We start from the raw sequence: 22,810 nt of genomic DNA, 5'->3' as shown, positions 1-22,810 counted from the left end.
TGTGAAAATCTGCATCAATTTTCAATACCCAGACGTGCCTCCAATCCTTGTGTCGCATAATAATGCTTAACTTCTTTCATCTCTGTCACCAGATCGGCGCATTCTATCAACTCCTGACTGGCACCACGTCCGGTCAAAACAAGTTCTGTATTAGGTGCCTTTGCAGTAATAAGTTCATGCACCGCTTCCCAGGAAATTAATCCAAAATGAAGGGCACAATTAATCTCATCCAACACTACCAAGTCATATTCACCACTTTGAACTGCCTGCTTTGCTTCACTCATGCCTGTTGCAATCAAAGCCAGATACTCCTCGGGAGGCTTACCGGGCGGAAACACGACAACTTTATCCTGCCACTTTGCCAGCTCTTCTTCTGTCAGCATTCCTTCCACGGCAATAAAAAACGGTTTTCCTACTGTTTTAAGGTGGAGATTAGGCTCAAAGCCGGTTAATATCTTTTGTTCACTATAGGCCAGGGATTTCATGAATTGCAAAAACATGACCTTAAGTCCAGCGCCCAGCGCTCTGATAGAGAGCCCAATTGCTGCAGTAGTTTTTCCCTTGCCGTTTCCAGTATAGACCTGAACATATCCCGTCATAACGCTTCCTCCATGATTGGTTTAAAATTGGATATTACTTCTCATTCTTATCCTAAGTTTCACTAAGATGCTATATTCCTCCATTTCAATGCGATTCCTTTCTTTTAAATATCAGTCATGTAGCCGGCAACTTTTTGTGAACACAACTACCAGATAAAAATCATATACTGAAAATACTGCAACAGTTCCCCTCCCGCTTATCACCTTGTTTCTCACTACATACTCTCACTCCTATATAAAAAATCATCCTATGTAGCCTCGCCTACACAGGATGATTTCTAAAACACAAAGCACTTGCTATTTTCTGCCAATACCCGGCTAGAAGTTTATTTAAAAGCCGGGAACAAGTAAGCAAGTCAGTCAATCAGTAGGTAATAACAGATTTCGGCAATAGCCCAAATTATAACCCCTAAGATCAAGACAAATTTCATACCCAATTTTCCTACTTTTCGCTCTCCCATAATCATCACCAATCTATAAATAAGAATTGATTATATGATGCCCCTAACCATACAGCTTAATTCTTATAAACAGGTTAAAATATCCTAATTGAACATTGCTCCCTCGCTTGATGAGCGGGCAGCCAATCACTTAGTATTTGTATCTCAGCTGTTCCAACTTGTCTCGTAACTTCGACAAAATTTTTAAGGTTTGAAACAGCCTCTCCCTCTCCACGTGTTTTCAGTCCGCAATCCGAGCCGATCCTCAGCTTTTCCGGTTCAAGTTGGGTAACATTGACTGGATAGCAGCAAGAATTTCATCGTTCGCCGAAATTCTCGGCAAGTGAATGTTGTATACGCCCGGACCGACAGCAGCTATAATGCGCTGTTTTGGATTGCATCCACAATTACAAGCTTGCAGTACGAAGCCTCAAAGGTCCTGCCCTCTCTTCCTTCTATTCCTATGCGGTGTTTCCAGATAGTATTTTCTGCAGCCTTCAGCACCTTTATTATCTTCCGCTCCGGTCATATGGGTACCAGCGAGAAAAGCTTGCTACATGTGCTCATTAATGAGTTGAATCAGGTCTTCCCCCGTAAAATCACAGATTAAAATCTTTTTATTAAAGTATTTTTCCAAATCAACAGCAGTAACATCATCTAACATCATATTTTCGTCACTCTTAAACATATTCTTCGGCATTATTATATAGTCTAAAACCTGATCCTGCTGTATCTGTTTCATAATATCCTGCCCAGTCAATAGTCCAGCCACGGTAATGGTTTGTCCAAAAAAATCATTTGCAACTTTATGAACATTAATTTTGACTCTGTCATTTCTTTGCTCAATCGCTTTTGCAGCCCATACTATTTCATTATAGGCCGAAACACCTGTAATGAAACTGAATGAACCTTTACCTTTCTGGTTAAGCTTTTTTAGATTTTTAGTGATACTATCTCTAAAAAAACGGATCATTCCAATACCATCTTCAATTTGGTCAAAATCTCCATAAAATTCGGTCGCCGGAATTTCAGTTCCCGAAAGTACATAAAACTCATCCGCCAATCGAATAAAAGGAGTTTCAGCTTCCAGCAGAGCCTTTTGCTGAAACGTACTAACATTATCAAGTTCTGCTTTAGCACTTTCAGCATTATACAAGGTTATTTCTCTCATATTTTTCCTAAACTTAGTAACCCCAACCGGTACGGCAGCTACGTTTTCCACGGAAGGGTATAATTTAAACAAATCATTTACTGTTTTAATTAATTCTTCCCCATTATTATAGCCAGGACATAATACGATCTGACAATTCATGGTAATTCCTGCATCTGCCAGTTTCCCAAGTCTATCATAAATGTTTCCTGCAAACCTGTTATTCAGCATTTTTTTTCTAAGTTCCGCATTAGTTGTATGTACGGAAACATTGATAGGGCTAATTCTGTATTGAATAATTCTTTCTAAATCTTTATCTGACATATTAGTTAACGTGACAAAATTCCCTTGAAGAAAGGATAATCTTGAATCATCGTCTTTAAAGTATAGTGTTTTCCGCATTCCCTTGGGCAACTGATCAATAAAACAAAAAAGGCACTTATTATGACAGCTTCGAGCCTCGTCCATAATTCCACTTTCAAACTCAATGCCCAAATCCTCTTGATAATCTTTTTCAACTTCAAGAGTCCAAATTTCCCCATTTGTCTTTTCTATTTCAACTTCTATATAATCGTCGGCCATTAAAAACTTATAGTCGATTATATCCTTAATCTCAGTTCCATTTATACTAATTAATTTATCGCCAACTTCTAGCTCTAATTCCTCGGCAATACTTTCATTTATAATCTTTGCTATTTTATTATTCATCATTCAATCCTTCTTAATTAAAACTAAATCGCTGTGTCCCATTTTAAATACGTTTTAAGTTTGCCATGGCAACCGTAACTTCATACATAACCATTATATAATATCACAGACGCACTCACTTGGCTGCGAAAACATTCCAACAAAAAATCCCGGCCAAAATAGGCCGGGAAGGACAAATTTATCTCACAACGCTCTTGCTTACCGTTCGCAGCTTTGTCGGCAATTAATCACTAGGAATTTGTCCGGACTCTGACTTGTCGTTTTCCAGACAGTCCTGCGGCTTTTATTGCAGGGACATAAGTTCAATATTACTGCTCACACATCGGCAGGGTCGCACTGGTGCTTTGTCGTTCTTCTCCCATTAAGCCTGAAAACACACCTGCCCAGCATATTCAATTGTTAATAATATACCTGCCATAAGGTTGCTTGTCAATATTGGAAATTAAAAATTTCGGCAAATGCCTTAGCAAAAAAGCAAAAAAAGTACGACTAGCTTCACAAGACGCCAGTATTTTAGTTTATTGCCCTACTGAAGAGACCCTCAGTTTAGAATTTCTACATACCCTTCCGTTCCATTTACTCGAATGCGCTGTCCATCTTTAATCAATTGAGTTGCATTTTCTACGCTTACTACTGCCGGAAGGCCGTATTCCCTGGCAACAACGGCGCCATGGGTCATCATTCCGCCGACCTCCGTCACCAACCCTTTAATAGCTACAAACACCGGTGTCCAACTGGGGTCTGTGAAGGTAGTCACCAAAATATCCCCTTCTTCGATATTGGCATCCTCCATTTTAAAGATGACCCGTGCCCGCCCCTCAATAATGCCTGATGAAACTGCCACACCAGCTAACACACCTTGAGGAATGTTATCGGCATCATATGCACTGGATATGATCTCCCCCTCAGAGGTAATGACACGGGGAGGTGTTAGCTTCTTAAAAACTTCATAGTCTTCTTTTCTCTTTGTTATAATGCTGTAATCCGTTCGGTTCGTGCTAACGGTTTCCCTTAATTCTGCAAGGGTTAGATAATATATGTCTTCCCTATCTCTTATCACTCCTTTTTGCACGAGTTTATCGGCTTCCTTCAGCAGAGCTTGCTTGATAATCCAGAGATACCAGACAAGCAAATACTTGCTATATTCTCTGTACCCAGCGAAATTGCGCAGAACACTAATCATCTTCTTTGTTTTTTTAGCTTTGCTTTTCCCACCGGGTAGTTGATCCAACCGCTCCAGAATATTCGCTTCCTTCTGTCTTGCGTCCTCAAGTCCTTGTTCAAATTTCACATGGTGGGCACCAGGTCCGAAAGCCTTAATATTGCTGAGAATCATGGGAATGAGTATCGTCGGTTTCTCATTCCAGCGCGGCCTGGTAATATCAATTTCTGCCGAACAACGCATACCGTATTTTTTTAGATACGCCTGAATGGAATCACTTACGGCTTTCCCTCCTTCCAATTTAGCCAGTTCCGTAAAAAACGTCTCATCACTGGCATGCTCAAAATACGCAATTACCGCCGGATACCTTCTGACAACATCGGCTACGTCCAAAAGCTCCAGCCCCATTTCAGAGGTAACATTATCAGGTACCGATTGAGCCAGGGCATCAGCCGCATTCTTTTCGTCCAGCCATTTCTGCATGTTCTTATTGATCCAGGAACTGGCATAGGCGCCGGTAAAAACCGCTCCGTAACCGGCAAAGACCGCGTCCTTTATGTCCGTATAACTCTTAAAAATGGAATCAAACAATTCATCACCCGACACTTGGGCAATCCTTTGTTCCAGGTCATGCATCACCATCTCATTATGAGCCATAAGATTTCTCACAATAGCATGGTCATTCTTAAAATAGGTTTTTAAGGTGTCGATCCCCCATTTCAGCCACACTGAAATTCCTAACATCAACCCTTTTTCCCGGGATAATTCCTTGATAAAGTCTTTCCGTTTTAGAATATTATACGCAGCCTTCTGCATCAAAACATCAATCACGTCCATGCTCTTGACCAAAGATTTGTTTATTATCGGCAAACTGAGTTCACGGGACATGTCCATATACAACCTGCCGCCAAGTTCAATCATTGGCGCCCCGGAAATCAATTTGAAAAAATCCTGAAAAAAACTGTAACCTAATGGTCTCATGGCTTCAGTCATCATTTGCCGATGACCAAAAGAAAAAAACACATGGGTTTTGCCATCCTTCGTCTCCGGTGCAGGGTATAGAGTGGTAATGGGACGGCTTTGGACGATATAGACTTTATTTTCATAAAGACACCATTCAATGTCCTGCGGGCGGCCAAAATACGTCTCAAGCTTTCTACCCATGGCCTCAAGCTGTAAAATCTGCTCATCTGTCAAGGTCGGCGTATTTTGTCTTTCTGACTCTATCTCCCTTTCTTCCGTACCGCCTTCCTTTAAAGCATAAATAGCGATTTTTTTAGAGGATATCTTTTTGCCGATGATCCTACCTTCCCGTACTTTATAGATATCAGCATTTACCAGGCCGGAGACCAGCGCTTCGCCAAGGCCGAAACTGGCGTCGATGGACAGCACTTTCCGGTTGGCGGTAACAGGATCTGCCGTAAACATAATCCCTGCAGCCTGCGGGAAAACCATCTTTTGAATAACTACAGACAGATAAACTTTACGATGGTCGAAGCCGTTCTGAATACGATAGGTTACAGCACGGTCAGTAAACAGTGACGCCCAACATTTGCTGATATGTTTAAGAATAGCAGCTTTTCCTATAATGTTTAAATACGTATCTTGCTGGCCGGCAAAAGAGGCATTGGGAAGATCCTCTGCCGTAGCACTGGAACGGACGGCATAAGCTTTTTCTTCACCAAGCTTCGAGAGATAGTACATAATTTCTTCCTCTATCTCCCTGGTAATGGCTATTTCTTCGATCATGCTGCGGATTTTGCCGCTGACTTCAGCGATTCTCTGTCTCTCGTCTGCCTTTAGCTGTGACAGTTGATCAAGCAGCACCTCAAACTCCGGTGCCTGCCCGATGATTTTTTTATATGCTTCCGTAGTAACACAAAAGCCTTCCGGTACTCGTATTCCCTCAATCCTGGATAACTCCCCCAGATTGGCGCCTTTGCCTCCAACCAGCATAAGCTGTGCTTTATCAATCGCCTGAAAACCGAGTATATAGGAATTCATAACAAATACCTCCTATTATTTTTTGATGTTGGAGCTACTCGGATCATTATGCCGCTAGCCGGCTGTAATTCCTGTCTTGATAATGCTAAGGCCATCGTTAAGTTTCTTTAAATACAGTTTCTCGTCAAACCCAACTAAGGAAAATTGTTTCCAAATCAGAGCATAGATCATGTCGGCAACCAATTCGGAATCAACTTCCGGTTTTATAAGACCGCGTTTTTTATCCCGTTCGATTATTTTTATCAAGCTTTCAAATGAGGCAGCCCGGAGTCTGGTAATGAATTCACTTGTATCAATCTCCATCAGCATAGCGATATGGCTATATTCCGGTTTTATCCTGCCCCACGTATAGGAGGCTTTGGTTGTTTGCAGGCAGATTTCAAACACGTCGGCATCCAGATTCAAATCTTCTGCCTGATAAATGACTTCTCGTTTTTCCCCTACGATTTTTTCAAACATATAGCCAAAAATATCCTCTTTACCGCTGAAATACTGATAAAAACTGCCCCTGGGTATTCCGGCAGTTTTCACAATCTGGTTGATAGATGCCTCGCTGAAGCGGCGACTGGAAAATTCCCGGACAGCAGCGTCAAAAATTTTCTGTTGCTTCTCATCACTCAGGTTATAGAAAGTATCTTTGGGCACGCTATCATCTCCTTTACAACATATTAACATAGCGCACATCATATGACAACGGTGTCACATGACATAATTGTCACTTTTCTATTATAGACCTAGTCTGTTTCGTTTAGTCACCAGACTAGTACTCCACCAACTTTGAAAGTGTAAATTAATTTGCGGGGATTTCTTTCTAAAGACAAGGCGAAGAAGACACACCTTAGGTCCATAATAGAAAAAGGAGCTGATTTTTCAGCTCCACTCTTCCCTATTCGCCATCTTAATGGTTGGCTAGTTTGTAGATTTCATAAACATCCGACCGGTTGAGCACTTTAAACTGTCCGATGGTACGCGCACCATGAAACACGCAACGGTCGGTAAGATCTTGCAGCACTTCTTCGCTCTGAACACCAATACCAAGCTCACTAAAGCTTGTAGGCATACCAAGAGAAGAAAAATAAGCAACGGTTTTATCAATAGCCTCCTGTGCTGCCAATTTGCAATCGTTTGTTTCGATACTCCACACGTTTTTAGCAAAGCGGGCAAAACGCTCCGGTTTTTCCTGATAGGTATATCGTGCCCAAGAACCCCACAAAGCTGCAAGGCTTGCTCCATGGGCGGCGTCAAACCGGCCGCTGAGTTCATGACTGAGCTGATGAGTGGCAAAATCTTTTTTTGCGCCGAGGCCGGTAAGTCCATTGTGCGAAAGGCTGCCACACCACATCAATTCGCTCGCCGCATCGTAATCTGTTGGGTTTTCCACCACAACCTGTCCGTTTTTTATCACCACGCGCAGCAGCGCTTCAGCAATTTCATCGGTAATGGCATTTCCCTCATCGGGCGTAAAATAGCGGTCAAGAGTATGCATCATGATATCTACTACACCGCAGGCAATCTGATATTTCGGCAACGTGTAGGTAAGCTCCGGATTCATCACCACAAATTTAGGACGGTTAAACTCAGTGCTCAGCCCGCGTTTTGTCCAAGTTTCATCGTCAGTGAGTACTGCAGAGTCGCTGGTTTCACTCCCCGCAGCCGAAATAGTGAGCACTACACCGACAGGCAGACTTTTCGTAACTTCCACTTCTTTGAGCCAAAATTTCCAAATGTCGGTACCCGGGTTGGCAATGCCGTGTGCAATACCTTTGGCAGTGTCGATCACGCTGCCACCACCTACGGCAAGGACAAAATCGACTCCGAAGTCAATTCCTTTCTGCACACCTTCTCGTGCCAAAAACAGGCGGGGATTCGGCTTCACTCCCCCCAGCGAAGTAAAGGCAAGACCTGCACTGGTGAGTGACTGCTCTATTCTGGCCAGCAGCCCACTTTTAACAACGCTGCCGCCGCCATAAACAATCAAAACCCGGGATCCGCCGAACTTTTTGATCTCATCGGCCGTTCCCAGTTCTGTTCCTTTGCCAAAAATCACTTTAGTCGGTGAATAAAAACTGAAACTTTGCATGTGTTTCACTCCTTCTTGTTTTTTTACCATATAAAGAGTTCCTTCTTTATATATTATGGGATTAATATAGACCTATAGCAAGAATAATTGTCGTCGCCTAGGAAAGAAACAGGGATGGCAGAAACTTACTCTGTCATCCCGATAAGGCAATGTAGCTTATGGTAGTTTGTTTCCTGCGGCAAGGTAAATATCATACCACTCCTGCCTGGTCAATTCAAAATTGGTCGCCTTGCAAGTGTCACGCAGGCGCTGTGGATTCATGGTGCCCACAACAACCTGCATTTTGGCTGGGTGGCGGAGAATCCATGCAACCGCTACGGCAGTATTTTTCACACCATATTTGACAGCGATTTCGTTGATAGTTTTGTTTAACTCCGGAAATTTGTCGTTGTCAAGGAATACACCCTCAAACATGCCATACTGGAACGGGGACCACGCCTGGATTGTAATATCCTTTAGACGGCAATAGTCGAGAATGCCGCCATCACGATCGACAGTGGAAGGCCATTTCATATTCATCGTAATACCGGAATCGATCATACCGGTATGCATGACACTGAACTGAAGCTGATTAATCAGCAGCTTCTGATTCAGGTATTTAGTGAGAAGCTCGATCTGCAGCGGAGTCTCGTTGCTCACACCGAAATAACGCACCTTTCCACTGCTGTGCAAAATGGTAAACGCCTCAGCTACCTCTTCCGGCTCTACCAACGCATCCGGACGGTGAAGCAACAATACATCAAGGTAATCGGTTTTCAAACGCTTCAAGCTGCCGTCCACTGCCTCCAGAATGTGTTCTTTCGAGAAGTCAAAACTGGCAGACCTGATGCCGCACTTCGACTGGAGAAGCATCTTTTCACGGATACCAGGTGTCATGCCGATTGCATTTGCGAAAATCTCTTCCGATTTGCCGGCGCCATATATGTCGGCGTGATCGAAGAAATCGATCCCCTCTTCCAAGGCTGTGTTAATCATGATGTTTGCTTCCTTTTCCGTAAGCTTGGCCATCCGCATGCAGCCGAGCGAAATTGCAGAAGCAAGTATTTCCCCTTTACCGATGTCGATTTTTCTCATAGTGACTCCTCTTTTCTCGTTGATTTTAATTATCTATTGTAATAAATCGCTAAGAAATGGTTATACGCCCTGCGGTTTGATGCAGTACTTTGGTTACGATTTCACTCCTGTTTGGGTCAGGTTCTTCTTTGTTGAATAGCCGTGGAGTGGCTTCTCTTTCCGTGCCTAATTTACATTGACAGTATAACATCAGCAGTTTACTATGAAAAGTAGTTACATTTATATCATATAGTTTCAAAAAAGTTACTTTTGAGGAAGTGAAAGCATGGAAGTAGAAGAAGCTCTTGAACAAAACCTCTGTGATTGTCCGCCCGAATTAGAATGTTCCATTGAAAAGGCGCTGGAGGTTTTAGGAGGAAAATGGACGTTTTTAATCATCCGGGATCTGTTCGATGGGGTCAAACGCTTTGGCGAACTGCGTAAGTCCCTCGCCGGCGTAAGTCCTAAAACGCTTTCCGTCCGTCTAAAGGATTTGGAGGATCGGGGTATCATCAGCAGGACCGCCTACCCCACAATACCACCCACCGTGGAATACTCTTTGACGGAAAAAGGAAACAGCCTGCGACCTATCATTAAGGCAATGAAGCTCTGGGGGGCCAAGTGGGGATAAAACGATACATAGCATATCCGTTTGCAGGTCCAGATACTAAAAGATTGGACGGTTATCACGAGTGGATAACCGTCCAATCTTTTAAAGGATAGATTCCTTGTCCTTTTATCCTGGAAAAAGTCCCTGTACTACTTTTTAAGTCAAACCCCGTACTGTTACCTTACTATGCAATAGGATTAGCCAAACAACATATTCCAATGAATAAAATTTCAAGGAACTCAAATGTATGTAAAATATTTACTTTTGCCGCTCTTATTTAGAAAGTGCCTTGCATTTTTCGCAGTAACCGTATAGTTCCAATGAATGACCAATAATCTCAAATTTCAAACCTGTTGCTTTCTGTAATTCCTTCTCATCTACCGGACAATAATCCAGACAATCAGCCGCTCCACAGCCGAGACAAACCAGATGATGGTGATGCCCCTCCAGAGACAGCTCAAAAACATTAGCGTCCTTACCGGGCAAGTTGATTTGGTTCACAACGCCCATATCAATAAGTAAATTAAGATTTCGGTATACCGTGTCCAAGCTGATTTCGGGATTAGTTTGTCTGATATCATTGCAAAGCTCCGAAGCCGTAGGGAACTTTGTAAACTTGATTAATGATTGGATTATAATCCTACGCTGAGGCGTTATTTTGCAGCCTTTACTCCGGAGTTTCTCAATAATATCTTTTAGCAATGAAAGCACACTCCTATTTCATAATATTACTATTTATATAGTTTACTATTTTGAAATAAAATTAGCAACAACACGCTATGACCAAAACCAAGTCTGAAGTGCGCTTTCCTTTTTCCCCATTAAATAAATATGTAGATTAATGATTAGAAACTACTTTTCAATACTTCCCGGTCATTCAAGCATACCTCCGTTGACGCTATACGTGTTTTTACATCCATAACTCTGCAAATTAGATTCGCCTGAGAACTGCTCCTAGTACCTCATCTGCGTTAAAACGATAGTTATTTTTGCGAGGATTTTTTTGCAATGCGAGGCGGAGGAACCGCGCAGATCGAGAATCTGTAAGGAGACGACAACGAAGCAGTGCGGAAAAAGACCGCAAAAATAGCAGAGTTTTTAATGAAGATGAGGTACTAGTTCTGAGAGTATTGGTAGGCTATTTGTATAAAGTGATTATACTCGGGTTTCGCATATTGGATAAAAGAGCGAAAATCATTAGTCGCCTTTTGTTTATCGCCGTTTTTTAAAAGACACAACGCCCGTCCATAGTAGGCAAGTGCCTCTTGAGGAGCAATCTGAAGCGCTTGGTTAAAGTCTTCCAGTGCCAAATCCCATTGATCTTGTTTTATAAAAATGAACCCGCGTCCTATATGTGCTGGTACAAGCTGAGGATTTATCTTCAAAGCCTGCGTGAAATCTGCAAGAGCTTTGTCAAGTTCTCCTTTATCGTAATAAACCTGACCTCGGTTGCTATAAGCAAAGGCAGAATGAGAATTGAAGGTCAAGGCTTGGTTATATTGAGCCAAAGCCAGATTTAGCTGTTCTTTTGTATAATGAGATAACATTTGTTCCGGTATATCCTTTTGCGACGCTTTAGCCGGCAATGGCCCCGGAGAAATATCACTCTGTTTTTTCCCCACCGATTGCTGCGGCTCTTTTGTTGCTTTCTCTTTTTGCGCCACCTCAGTAGAAGGAGGGTTCTGTTCTGTTGGCTCATCCGTCGGTGCATCTATCGCAGCAGTATCAGGCTCAAGTTCCATTTCTGTATACTGTTCTTCTGCGGGCGCAGCCGTATAGCTCATTGTCATCCAACCAGCCCCGGCCAGCAACAAACAGTGGAGCAAGAAAGATATCAATACCGCTCTGTACCAACACGTATTCTTGGGCATACCATCATCTCCAAAACCGCTAAGTTCACTAAACAATTACGTATTGTACCGGCATTCTTTAGCGTTTTAATTCGGTGGCCACAGTAATTTTCCGTACACCAGCCTTTTTAAGCTTATCCAATATTCCAATAACCTGGCCATATTCAACCTGGCGGTCGCCTCTCAAGATAAACGCGGTTTCCGGATCGCGCAGAAGTTCTGCCTGAATACGAGACGCTAATACTTCTGAAGATATTTCATCCTGGTTGAAGATAATAGTTGCCTGTGATGTAATTGTAATCGGCACGAACGAAACCTGGCTCGATTGGGCTGACAATGTCTGCGGCAAAGCTACGGAAAGCGTATTTTGTTCGACCATGTAGAGGGTGCTCATCATAAAAAATACTAATAAGAAAAAGATAATATCGATCATGGGAATAATCATGATTTTCGGCGATTTTGGGCTGCGCAGATTACTGAGCTTCATGCGGTAACCTCCGTGGAATGGCACTTAACACGTAATTTGACATTCGTTCCATATCGGAAATTACCGTGTTAACGTGATGAGAAAAATAACTGTGTATGACCAGCGCCAAAATAGCCACGCATAATCCCGTTGCTGTCGCAATTAAGGCTTCGCCTACTCCACCGGTAATCACCAACGGCTGCCCCCCTTTGATGGTTAGCACACTAAAGGATTGAATCATACCCGTCACGGTTCCTAATAACCCAAGCAGCGGTGCGAGAGTCACGATGGTATCCAAATACTCCAGGCGGTAGCTTAAATCAGTAACAGCTGTTGTTGCTATCCCATCAATCACTTGTTCCAGTTGCCGGGAATCTTCAAACGGCCGCCTTAATGCCTGCGCCAGCATATCTGCCGGAATCCCTCGTGATCTCTCACAGATTTCTCTGGCCTTTTCCCAGTTTCCCACCTTTAACTGCTCAACTAACAGCGCCTGCAGGTATTTTACGTCACTATGCGCATGGCGACGAAAATATACTCCGCGTTCTAAAGCAATGGCGATTACAATGATTGAACATAGCAATAACGGCCACATAACAAATCCGCCTTTAGAGAATATCGTAATAATATGACTAAACAATTCCACTTTTCCCATCCTCCGATATACGAAGTAAAAGTATGAAACACCACTCTTTGAGTGATGTTCATACCTAAATCAAGCTATTCTTCATTTAGCTGTTCAAAGTTACAGGTAAATTCGCTCCACCCACATCAGATAAATGCATTCCAAACTATATACTTTAATTTACTCCCAAGGCTATTTTCAGGTTAGCCAAGTTCATTTTCATTTCGGTAATGTAGTTGGCTCCCTGGGCGATTTCCTCATCGGTTAAACCTTCAATGGGATTCAGCACCAGTGTCTGCGCCCCTGCTTCATTGGCAATAACCTCGGATAACTTCGGGCTGACCAGAGTTTCAAAGAAAATATATTGAATTCCATTAGCTTTGACATAACGAATAATTTCCGCCATTCGCTGCGGCGTCGGTTCGGCATCGGGTGCTAACCCCATGATCGCTACCTGCTGCAGCCCATATCGTTTGGCCATATAACCAAATGCGGCATGGGAAGTAACAATTTGCTTCCGGGGCGCATTGCTAAGAGTTTGATACTCTTGATCCAGCGCCTGCAGCTCAGCTATGTAATTATTAGCGTTGCTTTTGTAATAATTACTATTAGCTGGGTCCATTTCAGAAATTGCATTGGCAATTCCTTGCACTATACTCTGAACATTGACCGGGTCTAACCAAATATGAGGATCAATAGCACCGGCCGGGGCTGGTTCTCCTTCTTCGGTAAACTGAGCGGAAAGAACAGTCACATAATCAGAAGCCTTAACCACTTTTTTACCTTTCAAGACGGAAGCCTGGAGTTTATCAATCCATGTCTCCATGCCCGCCCCGTTATAAACAAACATTTGGGCATTTTTAATTTTGATCATATCGGCCGGTGCCGGTTCCCAGTCATGCGGCTCCGCCCCTGCCGGGACCAATAACTCTACATTTGCCTTGTCGCCAACTACCTGCTTAGTAAAATCATAGAGCGGATAAATGGTTGTAACAATCGTGGGTTTTGCCGCAAAACTAAGATTGGATGTAAATAGGATCATTAACAAAGTCAAACAAAAAACACTGAGAAACCTTTTTTTCATTTTTCTCCCTCCAAATAATATTATTACTAAATAGTAATTTTACTAATTAATTGTACATCCCATTTTTTCCCATGTCAAGAGTACTGCCCTGCTTATATTTATCTTGCTGCATGATACCGGTCGAAAATAGTCTGTCTCAACCCAAATAACAAAATAAATAGAAAAACAGCACTGAGGACAATCGTTCCGCCCGATGCAAGATTGAGATAAAAAGAGCCTAGTAAACCGCTTACAACCGATAGTTCAGAAATGAGTATTGCATTCATGATCGTCCTGCGAAAGCTTGCTGAAATTTGCAGGCTGGCGGCAACCGGCACAATCATGAGCGCGGCCACCAGTAAAACTCCGACTATCCGCATGGAGATTGAAACAGTCAAAGCGATAAGAAGTGCAACAATGAGATTGATTTTTTTTACAGGTAATCCACTTACAATGGCGGCTTCTTCATCAAACGTTATAAAAAGCAACTCCTTGAAAATATAGCGCATAATAAGCAAAACAATTACCGCTAGCCCTACAATAACTTTGACGTCTAAAGGGCTAACTGTAACGATACTTCCAAATAAATAACTCATTAAATTCACATTGTTTGCTTTTGACATGCTGCTAAATAAGACCGCCAGAGCCATACCGGTATAGAAAAAAATGGCAAGAATCATATCACCAAAGGCCGGTCTTCTGGCACGCAGTTCTTCAATGCCCAAAGCTGCGGCTACGGTAAAAATAGTGGCGCTCATGACCGGATATATTCCTAACAGCCATCCTGTGGCAACACCGGCAAAGGCAATATGACCAAGTCCATCCCCAATCAAAGATTGCCGGCGCATAATGATAAACATCCCGATCATAGGACAAATAAGTCCTATTGATATCCCGGCAATAAATGCCCGCTGCATAAAATCGAACTGGAAAATTTCAAGCATGGCTTCCATCTCCTATAGTATCACTTGGTTCGCGACCGCTAGTGGTCTGTAACCCCAGACATAGACCGTCAGGTTTCCGAAACGTTTCGGAACTGCCATAATACTCAACACCTTTATTTATTTTTATCACTTTATCAGCATACTGAGCGATACCATCCACGTCATGAGATACGACTACAATCGTAGTCTCTAAACTGGTATTTAGTTTTTTCAGCAACCCATAGATAGCGTTTGTTGCCATACTGTCGATTCCGGCCGTGGGTTCATCTAAAACTAAAATAGCGGCTTGTGCAGCCAACGCACGGGCAATCATAACCCGTTGCTGCTGTCCACCCGAAAGCCGGCCAATTATATCCCGCCTATGCTCATACATCCCGACCCATTCCAACGACTGCTGAATGATTTCCCGGTCTTCCTTTTTGATATCATTCCCTAGCCCTAATGCGGCGGCCCTTCCCATTGCGACAACCTCAGCGACAGTCGCCGGAAAGCTGCGTTCCCGCAGAGGATTTTGCGAAATATAAGCAATCTGTTTCCAATTCTGAAACTGGGCAGCCAGCTCTCCCAGTATCTTTACTTGTCCGGATATGGGCTTTAATATGCCGACACATAGCTTCAGCACCGTAGATTTTCCCGCTCCGTTGGGACCAATCATCGCAACAAAATCGCCTAATTCCACTTTAAAATTAAGCTTTTCCAGGACGATATTGTTGGGATACGCAAACATCACATCTTCTAGCTCAAATGCATACATTAGTTTCTTTCCTTTCTTCCGATAATCGCTGAGCATCTCTGCATTCCGAACAATAGCCGTAAAATTCGAGGGAATATCTACAGATTGTAAAACCTGGCCATAAGGCTTCATTTATAACGGTTAAATCAACAAGAGTATTATCCACGCACTGGATCTTACCGCACCTGAGACATATCAAATGGGGATGTGGCTCCTCCGTAATTTCAAAGACACTTCCATCTCCTTTAGGCAGATGTATCTGTTGGAGTAAGCCAAACGCACTAAACAAGTTTAAGTTACGATAAATTGTATCAAAACTTATATCCTGATACGTCCGTTTTACGTTGTCAAATACTTGTTGAGCCGAAAAGAACTGGCCACATGTTACGAGCGACTCAAGAATCGCTTTTCTCTGTACAGTAATTCGGTAATCTTTTTTTCTCAGAAACGCTATGATTTCGTTCACAGCCACCCTTCCTAAATCAATATTAAATAGTAATATTACTATTTAATATTTTAACTACTTAGAGTAATATAAGCAATACCTGGAAATAAAATTTATAAAAAGTGGATAGATGGGATGTCTCCCCTTTTCCTATCGTAAACTTTGCGTCAAGCATGAGCATGTTCATAATTGAATATGATAATAAAAATAAGACTCGCTATCGTGCGAGTCTTATTTTTATTAATATTTTAGATAACAACTTTATTTAATTGTAATAATCATACCTAATGGGTAGAGCGTCCCTCAGCACTACAAATCCGCTGGGAGATAAACTGCCAAAGCATTTATAAATCTCTATTTTCTAACGACAAATTTTACCCCTTATTTTTGTTATGTACAGAAAGTAAGTCTCTAAACACATAAACCGATATTAACAAACTGCCGCCGATAGCAACCCACTCAAGCCACGGATTGTCTGCCAGCCTTTGCCATTTGCTGCCGAGCATAGCCCCGGCACCTAAAAAGATGGTTAACCAGAGAAGCGCGTGTACCATGTCATAGACAAGAAATTTAACAATAGAAATACCGCTGATGCCGGCAACATAGGGAGTAACGTTGCCTACCGTTGGTACAAAGCGACCGCCAATAATATAAACAGGGGCAGACTTTTGCAAAAGTTCCTGGGCCTTATCAATCCGTTCCGGAGTCAACCTGATATATCTCGACCATCTCTTTATAAAGGGTCCTCCCATTCGACGTCCTATCATAAAGGCAGAAAGCGAGCCCAGCAGGTAACCTAGCAGAGACACCAGCCAGGCTACGATAATATTAAACTCTCCTTGCTTTGACAAAAAACCGGCCAAAGCTACTAATACACTGCCAGGAAAGGGCAGTCCTATTGCTTCTAAAAAAACTCCGGCAAACACCCCGGGCAATCCCAGGTTGCTTAAAATTCCAAGAATCTTATCGAACAAAGCATCCCCTCCTTCAGCTATAGGATTGACAATAGTATAAATCATTACCAATGTGGCAGGATTTCTGCGACTATGTAAATAACCTTATCCAGTTGCTCAATAAATTAATTCGTCATTTACGGGTAAATATACGGTTGCAGCGGCTCTTCAATGGGAGTGACTTTCTCGACAGAAACCAGGGGTATTGTCTTATTCTGCTGCTCGCTTAACGCCAGAGTACCTTGGACCCTCAACCAGGTTCCGATAGAATAATTTTGTTCATCATTAATCTGGCATAAAATGCCGGAAGGTACTGCATCCGCCGAGCAGCAAAAAGTTACATACCTGACTAATGCCAGCTCCGACGAGGGAAATGACAAATCTTTATAAACAAATCCGGTAATTGTTATTTGCTTACCTACATATTTTTCTGGCTGAAGTCTTAACGCCGATATCACATTAATATAATTTTCGTCGGTAACCTCGATCACTGGCATTTGCTGCATAGTAGCGGCAAAATCGGCCAAAGCTTGCTCACTAACAGCAATAACACCGGTATTAAACCCCTTCGTTCCGACTAATTTGGCATCTAATGTACTGCTGGGTAAATAAAAAGCCAACATGAGTGATACTAAAAACGGTATATATCCCAGCCAATTCCTTACTATCCGGCTAGAATGATGACAGTGGTTATCTTTCTTTATGTATATAATTTGCAGCGCCTGAACAATAACCAGTACAAACAATACTAATACTGTCATTTGTGTAAGCTCCAGGTAGCGGGGATTGATATATAGCCGAATATCATTGGTTCCTATCAGCCATGTTAAAAACATTAGGTAACCAAAAAGGATAAAGGTTTTTATAATTGCATCAAAACTAAGCCGAATTCGGAATAACACTTACACCCCTCCTACCAGCAAGTTGCTTAAATAGGAAAGACTAACACACAGAAAAACAGCCACAATGATCAAGGTTAATACAAAACGAAGGCGAAACGAATGATAAAGCATCAACGTGTTTTTCAAGTCAATCATCGGTCCAAACACCATAAATGCGATAAGAGCTCCTGTCGTAAAACTTGACCCAAAGGAAGCTGCAATAAAAGCATCAGCCGAAGAACATACGGAAACAAAAAATGCAAACACCATCATCACGATAATAGATAGAAATGGGGCTTGTCCGACTGTGGACAGGGACGAATAGGGGATTGTCGTCTGGGCTATGGCACTTAAAAAAGCTCCGGCAATAAGAAACTTTCCCATTTCAAAAAACTCACTGCAAGCTCCTTTTAGAAGATAAAAAAGGTTGCCAACGATAGAGTCAGACTTTGCCATGTGCCCTGAACAGCAATCACAATGCAGGTCAGAGTTCTCTTTTAATTGGTTATCCTTTAATACAAAACTTAATACTATCCCGGTAACAATCGAAACCAAGAAGGCTACGCCAAGCCTCAGCCAAACCATCTTGGGATTTAAACTGAATGCCACGGAAGTGGCTAAAAGAACGACCGGGTTAATAATGGGAGTAGCAAGCATGAACGTCGCAGCAACAGAAACCGGTACTCCCTTTTGAACCAGCCTCCTGGTAACCGGAACTATTCCGCATTCACATAGCGGCAGTAATATGCCTAATATACTGGCGATAATAATGCCCAAAACCCGATTTTGCGGCAATAATTTCTGGATGAGTTCTTCTGACAAAAACAAATTGAGCACGGACGAAACAAAGACTCCAACCAAAATAAAGGGTAATGCTTCGATGATAACGCTAAAAAATATCATTTTAAAGTTTACGAGATCAGCCCATGTGACTTTATCCATTAGATTGGAAATAGGCGGAAGTAATTTAGAATACAGGGTTCCCCCTCCTGATTCGTAACAAATAGTTTATCTAGTGTATACTAAACTACCCCTAGTTGTTTTAATATCTGGTATCGATAGGCATTCACAGTCATTGTACCCCATCTTCATCAATGTAATTCAGACCTTGCTTGATCAGCCATGACCACAGCCGACAATCTTGACAATTGTCTTGTGAGCAAAAAAACATTAAAACAACGGCAACTTCCCAGCTACAGTGGATCAAAAAGGAATCAGCGTTATAAAAAACTGATGAGCCCGCGAACAACAGAAGAATAGTGAGGAGTAGTACCCATAAAAGTAGCGCGTACAACTCAATTGTATGCGCTAAATATTAAACAACGTATGACTTATTTCCAGGAAATAACAAATAAGTCCCACCCAAATTCAGTATGTACTGTCATAGCTGCGCTAGTTGTAATCGATTCATATTCTCCCATAAATAGGCAAAGGTTCTACGGGATTTAATAAGGGTGTGAATAATGAAAGACTCGAAGTCAAAGAAAATCATGAGTCGGGAAAAACATCCTCGCTATCATTTCATACGCGAAACTTAGCCACCTCGGCCTGGAGTTCTTGCGCCAGCTTGGACAGCGCTTCACTGGAAACCGCAATTTCTTCTATTGAGGCCAGTTGCTGCTCGGTGGCCGCCGAGACATTTTGAGCCTCTCCAGATGACATCTTGCTGAGGTTATCAATCGTTTTGACCGTTCCCACAATCTGCTGACTTTCGTTAGCTATTTGCTGAATGGCCGTGGAACTCTCGCTCATTTGGCTTGATACATGTGACACCATATCTATGATTTCACGGAAAGCTATTCCCGCAGAATGAACTACCTCAGCTCCGGCTTTTACTTCCCTCGTGCCGTCGTTCATGGCTCCAACAGCCTGATCCGTGTCTTCCTGGATTTCTCCAATCAGTTCTGCAATCTTCTTAGCTGCTTCCTGGGATTGCTCAGCCAACTTGCGGACTTCCTCGGCCACTACAGCAAAGCCTTTTCCTTGTTCGCCTGCTCTTGCTGCCTCGATGGCTGCGTTAAGGGCCAGCAAGTTAGTTTGGCTGGCGATACTGGAAATCGTATCGACAATCTGACCAATTTCCTTTGAGCGCTCACCCAGTTTAGCCACAACCTGCGCTGAAGTATTGACAGTATCTTCAACCTGAATGATTTGCTTAACTGCTTCTTCAACTGCCCTTCCGCCTTCCTGTGCCTTTCCAGTCGCCCGGACAGATTGCTCGGCAACTTGATTTGTGCTGGCGGATACTTGCTGTATACCTGCCGACATCTGTTCAACTACCGAGGAAGCCTCATTGGCCGCCACTAATTGCTCGTTGGCCCCGGTGGCTACACCGGTAATCGAAGCCGCAATTTGCTTGGCAACCTGAGCTGACTGTTCCGAGTTCGCGGTGAGTTCTTCGGATGATGCCGCCAATGTAGCGGCACTGCTCTTAAGCTGTCCAACAACACCACGTAGCGCGCGCTTCATATTTATGATGGCTTCGGCCATATCGCCAATTTCATCATTACAAGTGGCGTGAAAATCCGGTCTGGTTAAGTCCAGCGCTTCAACCGCTGACACCTCAGTTTTTAGGTTATTCAGACGGATAGTTACTCTCCTGCTATAGATAAACGCGATAAGTATTACTAAAATCGTTACAATTATGCCGGCCATCATCCCTATTTGCCTCTGAATTCTTGACTGATTGATTAGAAATTGGCTGTCGGCATTAATGGCATTGCTTTGTTTTTGAGCTACAACTACAAATTGAGCATCGATTTGCTCAACTAATTGTCGCCCCCTACTTATCAGGTTGTTCAGATCAGGATTATTATTTTTTTTGCCTGCTATCACGTTATCCCCAAGAATAAGATATTCGGCCAGCAGCTTTTCTAATCGGTCGGCATCTTCATCAATAGTCTGAACAGACTCATTATATTTTTTTACCATCTCATAGCTATTGGCAAAATCTTTGCGATACCCTTGTTCGTATTGAGCTGCCCCGTCAACATAAAACAGAAAACCACGCATATTCAACAACGCCCGGGTAAAATCAGTATGGGCATCTTTGACCATTATTAATCTTGCCGAAGCAGTGTTTACTTTATCACTGTATTCTACTGTTGCGCTTATAGTGTTTGAGTAGCTATATAGCACATATCCCAATATTACGAGAAAAAATAAAATAGTCGTCACAAAAATAGTTGTAAGTTGTACAATTATCGGATACCGTCGTGTTATCATTTTTCAGCATCTCCTTCAATCTAAAGATTTATATGCTTATAAAAAGATTTATCCCTTGTTATATTATGGCATAGTTACTTTTTTATCGAGTTATCAAACAGTTAAACTTCAGTTAAGGTTGCTAGGATAACCATCATAAAGATAACGTTAGTCCATCCCCAAATCTCCAAATTAGAAAATGTTGAGATGCAAAAGGTTGAATCGGATGGCCTAGATGCTGGCACATTACGGTATTGATTTTAAATCGAAAAACGCATTCATGATAAAAACTGAAAAGAGCATATCGCAAAACGTTTTTTAAAAACACAATGCAACACGCTCTTTTTTGGGAAAAAAGGAAGAAAAAAAGAGTACCCCGAAGACGTCCTCCACCTGACTGGACCGGTTGGTACGTAACGGCCTCGTTTTATCGAAAAAAAGAAAAACTTTGGTCAGCCAATGCATCTGTTAGCCATTGTGGATGCATTTTTAGCATATTGGTTGGTAAATGACTTGTATCGAAGAAAGCAACTTCCGCAATCTCACCATAGTCCGCTTGCATACATCCACCTGTTATATAACATAAAAAACTCAAGGTAATGAAGTGAGTAGTACCACCAGACGGATAAGAAAAAACTTGCGAAACGGGATCTGAATAGACACCTATTAGTTTCTCCACGTCCACAATCAACCCTGTCTCTTCTTGTATTTCCCGTTTAATTGCCTCTACAACCGTTTCACCAATTTCCAGATGTCCTGAAGGAAGACTCCACAAGCCATTGTCATTACGTCTAACCAATAGTACCTGACGCTGTGCATTGAATATTACTGCCGCTACTCCGGGTTTTACAGCATCCGGCCATAAAAAACCCGGATTTCTCCACTTCTCCACTTCAATATCAGGCTTAAACAAATCCAAAAGAGTAGGAATAATCTTATCTGGTATCCGATAATCGTACTTTGACGGAAAACGCAACTCATCTTTGGATAAAAGGATAGCATCAATTCCTTGTTGATGTGCTCCTAAGATATCTGTTTCCAGGCTATCGCCAATCATGACCACCCGTGAATCAGGGACAATTCTCCTGAAAGCAATCGAGAAAATATAAGAGTAGGGCTTACCGATAATAAGCGGTTGTTTTCCACTAACCATACGGATCATTCCAGCAATTGCCCCTGTCGCAATGCACCGGCCATTTTGCCCTGGAAATGATTGATCAGCATTGGTAGCAATAAACCGTGCGCCTTTCTCTAGATGTCTTATTGCCTGCTGAATTTGCGCAAAATTCGTATTTTCATTATAACCAGCTACAACGGCTTGGCAACTACCGTCATTTTTTGTTCTAATACCAAGGGCCTCCAATTCGCTAATAAATCCTTCGGTGGCAATTGCAAAAACATCTGAGATATTATTTTCAGCTAGATACTGAGCAGTCGCCCAACCAGAAGTAATTATTTCTTCTTGTGACACTGCTATCTTCATTGAATTTAGGCGATCGCATAACTCTTGTCTAGTTGGTCGCGGATCATTCGTCAAGAAATAAACTTTTTTCCCCAGTGCCCGAAGTTTTCTAATACACCTTCTGCTTCCTGCCAAAACAGCATCCTCACGATAAATTACACCGTCAAGGTCAAACAGAAAAACGTCATATTGATCGGCAATCATAAACACTCAATCCCTTCTTAAAAAAAATAAGCCCGGAGAGATATCTTGACGCACGTAAATACGCCAAGCTATCCCCCTCGGGCTTTTTGTGCCAATAGGTGCCCCCGCAAAGCGGCTGTAGCGCTCGGTCGCAGCCCTCATAAAAGGCGGAACCCTAGCTACCTTTCCAAGCTT

The 22,810-nt window shown here is 42.5% G+C and carries 20 protein-coding genes and 1 pseudogene; 1 reads left to right on the top strand and 20 read right to left on the bottom strand.

Translation table 11 applies throughout. From position 1 onward, the window contains the following. Positions 1-14: 14 nt before the first annotated feature. From BMW43_RS16325 to BMW43_RS16300, 7 genes and pseudogenes are all read right to left on the bottom strand, one after another. On the bottom strand, positions 15-599 hold the full coding sequence (locus BMW43_RS16325) for a cob(I)yrinic acid a,c-diamide adenosyltransferase (protein WP_091750078.1): 585 nt from the start codon (positions 597-599) through the stop codon (positions 15-17). A 535-nt stretch (positions 600-1,134) separates the two neighbouring features. Further along, positions 1,135-1,311 (bottom strand): annotated as a pseudogene (locus BMW43_RS21910) (hypothetical protein); the annotation flags it as partial. A 281-nt stretch (positions 1,312-1,592) separates the two neighbouring features. Then, entirely contained in the window at positions 1,593-2,900 is a 1,308-nt protein-coding gene (locus BMW43_RS16320; protein ID WP_218140710.1) for a DUF512 domain-containing protein, read from the bottom strand. A gap of 538 nt (positions 2,901-3,438) precedes the next feature. Then, the gene (gene ppsA / locus BMW43_RS16315) at positions 3,439-6,063 is read right to left on the bottom strand and encodes a phosphoenolpyruvate synthase (protein WP_091750072.1); all 2,625 of its coding nucleotides are present in this window, start codon (positions 6,061-6,063) and stop codon (positions 3,439-3,441) included. A 54-nt stretch (positions 6,064-6,117) separates the two neighbouring features. Further along, positions 6,118-6,708, bottom strand: coding sequence for a TetR/AcrR family transcriptional regulator (locus tag BMW43_RS16310; RefSeq protein WP_091750068.1), 591 nt, complete (start codon positions 6,706-6,708; stop codon positions 6,118-6,120). A gap of 253 nt (positions 6,709-6,961) precedes the next feature. Next, entirely contained in the window at positions 6,962-8,173 is a 1,212-nt protein-coding gene (locus tag BMW43_RS16305; RefSeq protein ID WP_439331456.1) for an iron-containing alcohol dehydrogenase, read from the bottom strand. A 126-nt stretch (positions 8,174-8,299) separates the two neighbouring features. Then, the gene (locus BMW43_RS16300; protein WP_091750062.1) at positions 8,300-9,217 is read right to left on the bottom strand and encodes an aldo/keto reductase; all 918 of its coding nucleotides are present in this window, start codon (positions 9,215-9,217) and stop codon (positions 8,300-8,302) included. A 265-nt stretch (positions 9,218-9,482) separates the two neighbouring features. On the opposite strand from BMW43_RS16300, the gene BMW43_RS16295 reads away from it, so the two are divergent. After that, positions 9,483-9,827: a winged helix-turn-helix transcriptional regulator gene (locus BMW43_RS16295; RefSeq protein ID WP_091750059.1), complete on the top strand. Its 345-nt coding sequence runs from the start codon at positions 9,483-9,485 to the stop codon at positions 9,825-9,827. Positions 9,828-10,079: 252 nt separating this feature from the next. On the opposite strand, the gene BMW43_RS16290 is transcribed toward BMW43_RS16295, so the two are convergent. The 13 genes from BMW43_RS16290 to BMW43_RS16230 form a co-directional block, all read right to left on the bottom strand. Beyond that, positions 10,080-10,508: a Fur family transcriptional regulator gene (locus BMW43_RS16290; protein ID WP_177173639.1), complete on the bottom strand. Its 429-nt coding sequence runs from the start codon at positions 10,506-10,508 to the stop codon at positions 10,080-10,082. 413 nt (positions 10,509-10,921) lie between these two features. Continuing rightward, on the bottom strand, positions 10,922-11,677 hold the full coding sequence (locus BMW43_RS16285) for a tetratricopeptide repeat protein (RefSeq protein ID WP_091750055.1): 756 nt from the start codon (positions 11,675-11,677) through the stop codon (positions 10,922-10,924). A gap of 58 nt (positions 11,678-11,735) precedes the next feature. Continuing rightward, entirely contained in the window at positions 11,736-12,143 is a 408-nt protein-coding gene (locus BMW43_RS16280; RefSeq protein WP_091750052.1) for an ExbD/TolR family protein, read from the bottom strand. Next, positions 12,130-12,717, bottom strand: coding sequence for a MotA/TolQ/ExbB proton channel family protein (locus BMW43_RS16275; protein ID WP_245732543.1), 588 nt, complete (start codon positions 12,715-12,717; stop codon positions 12,130-12,132). Before BMW43_RS16275 ends, BMW43_RS16280 begins: the two co-directional genes overlap by 14 nt. Before the next feature lie 205 nt (positions 12,718-12,922). Continuing rightward, complete coding sequence (locus BMW43_RS16270; RefSeq protein WP_091750050.1) at positions 12,923-13,831, bottom strand: metal ABC transporter substrate-binding protein; 909 nt, start codon at positions 13,829-13,831, stop codon at positions 12,923-12,925. A gap of 98 nt (positions 13,832-13,929) precedes the next feature. Next, a complete protein-coding gene (locus BMW43_RS16265) occupies positions 13,930-14,754 on the bottom strand; it encodes a metal ABC transporter permease (RefSeq protein WP_091750047.1) in 825 nt (274 codons plus the stop codon). Next, complete coding sequence (locus BMW43_RS16260) at positions 14,747-15,508, bottom strand: metal ABC transporter ATP-binding protein (RefSeq protein WP_177173638.1); 762 nt, start codon at positions 15,506-15,508, stop codon at positions 14,747-14,749. The genes BMW43_RS16265 and BMW43_RS16260 overlap by 8 nt, the downstream gene beginning before the upstream one ends. Further along, a complete protein-coding gene (locus tag BMW43_RS21905; RefSeq protein ID WP_177173637.1) occupies positions 15,495-15,953 on the bottom strand; it encodes a Fur family transcriptional regulator in 459 nt (152 codons plus the stop codon). Before BMW43_RS21905 ends, BMW43_RS16260 begins: the two co-directional genes overlap by 14 nt. A 353-nt stretch (positions 15,954-16,306) precedes the next feature. Further along, positions 16,307-16,906, bottom strand: a complete 600-nt coding sequence (locus BMW43_RS16250; RefSeq protein WP_177173636.1) for a DedA family protein — start codon at positions 16,904-16,906, stop codon at positions 16,307-16,309. Positions 16,907-17,022: 116 nt separating this feature from the next. Next, a complete protein-coding gene (locus BMW43_RS16245) occupies positions 17,023-17,787 on the bottom strand; it encodes a TIGR03943 family putative permease subunit (protein ID WP_091750035.1) in 765 nt (254 codons plus the stop codon). Then, the gene (locus BMW43_RS16240; RefSeq protein WP_091750032.1) at positions 17,788-18,708 is read right to left on the bottom strand and encodes a permease; all 921 of its coding nucleotides are present in this window, start codon (positions 18,706-18,708) and stop codon (positions 17,788-17,790) included. It abuts the gene before it with no gap. A 579-nt stretch (positions 18,709-19,287) separates the two neighbouring features. Further along, positions 19,288-20,823: a methyl-accepting chemotaxis protein gene (locus BMW43_RS16235; RefSeq protein WP_245732541.1), complete on the bottom strand. Its 1,536-nt coding sequence runs from the start codon at positions 20,821-20,823 to the stop codon at positions 19,288-19,290. A 574-nt stretch (positions 20,824-21,397) separates the two neighbouring features. Continuing rightward, positions 21,398-22,636, bottom strand: coding sequence for an HAD-IIA family hydrolase (locus BMW43_RS16230; protein WP_245732551.1), 1,239 nt, complete (start codon positions 22,634-22,636; stop codon positions 21,398-21,400). Positions 22,637-22,810: the final 174 nt, after the last annotated feature.

The sequence above is a fragment of the Propionispora vibrioides genome (genome assembly GCF_900110485.1).
GTDB lineage: Bacteria > Bacillota > Negativicutes > Propionisporales > Propionisporaceae > Propionispora > Propionispora vibrioides.
This window is presented reverse-complemented; position numbering and strand designations above follow the sequence as displayed.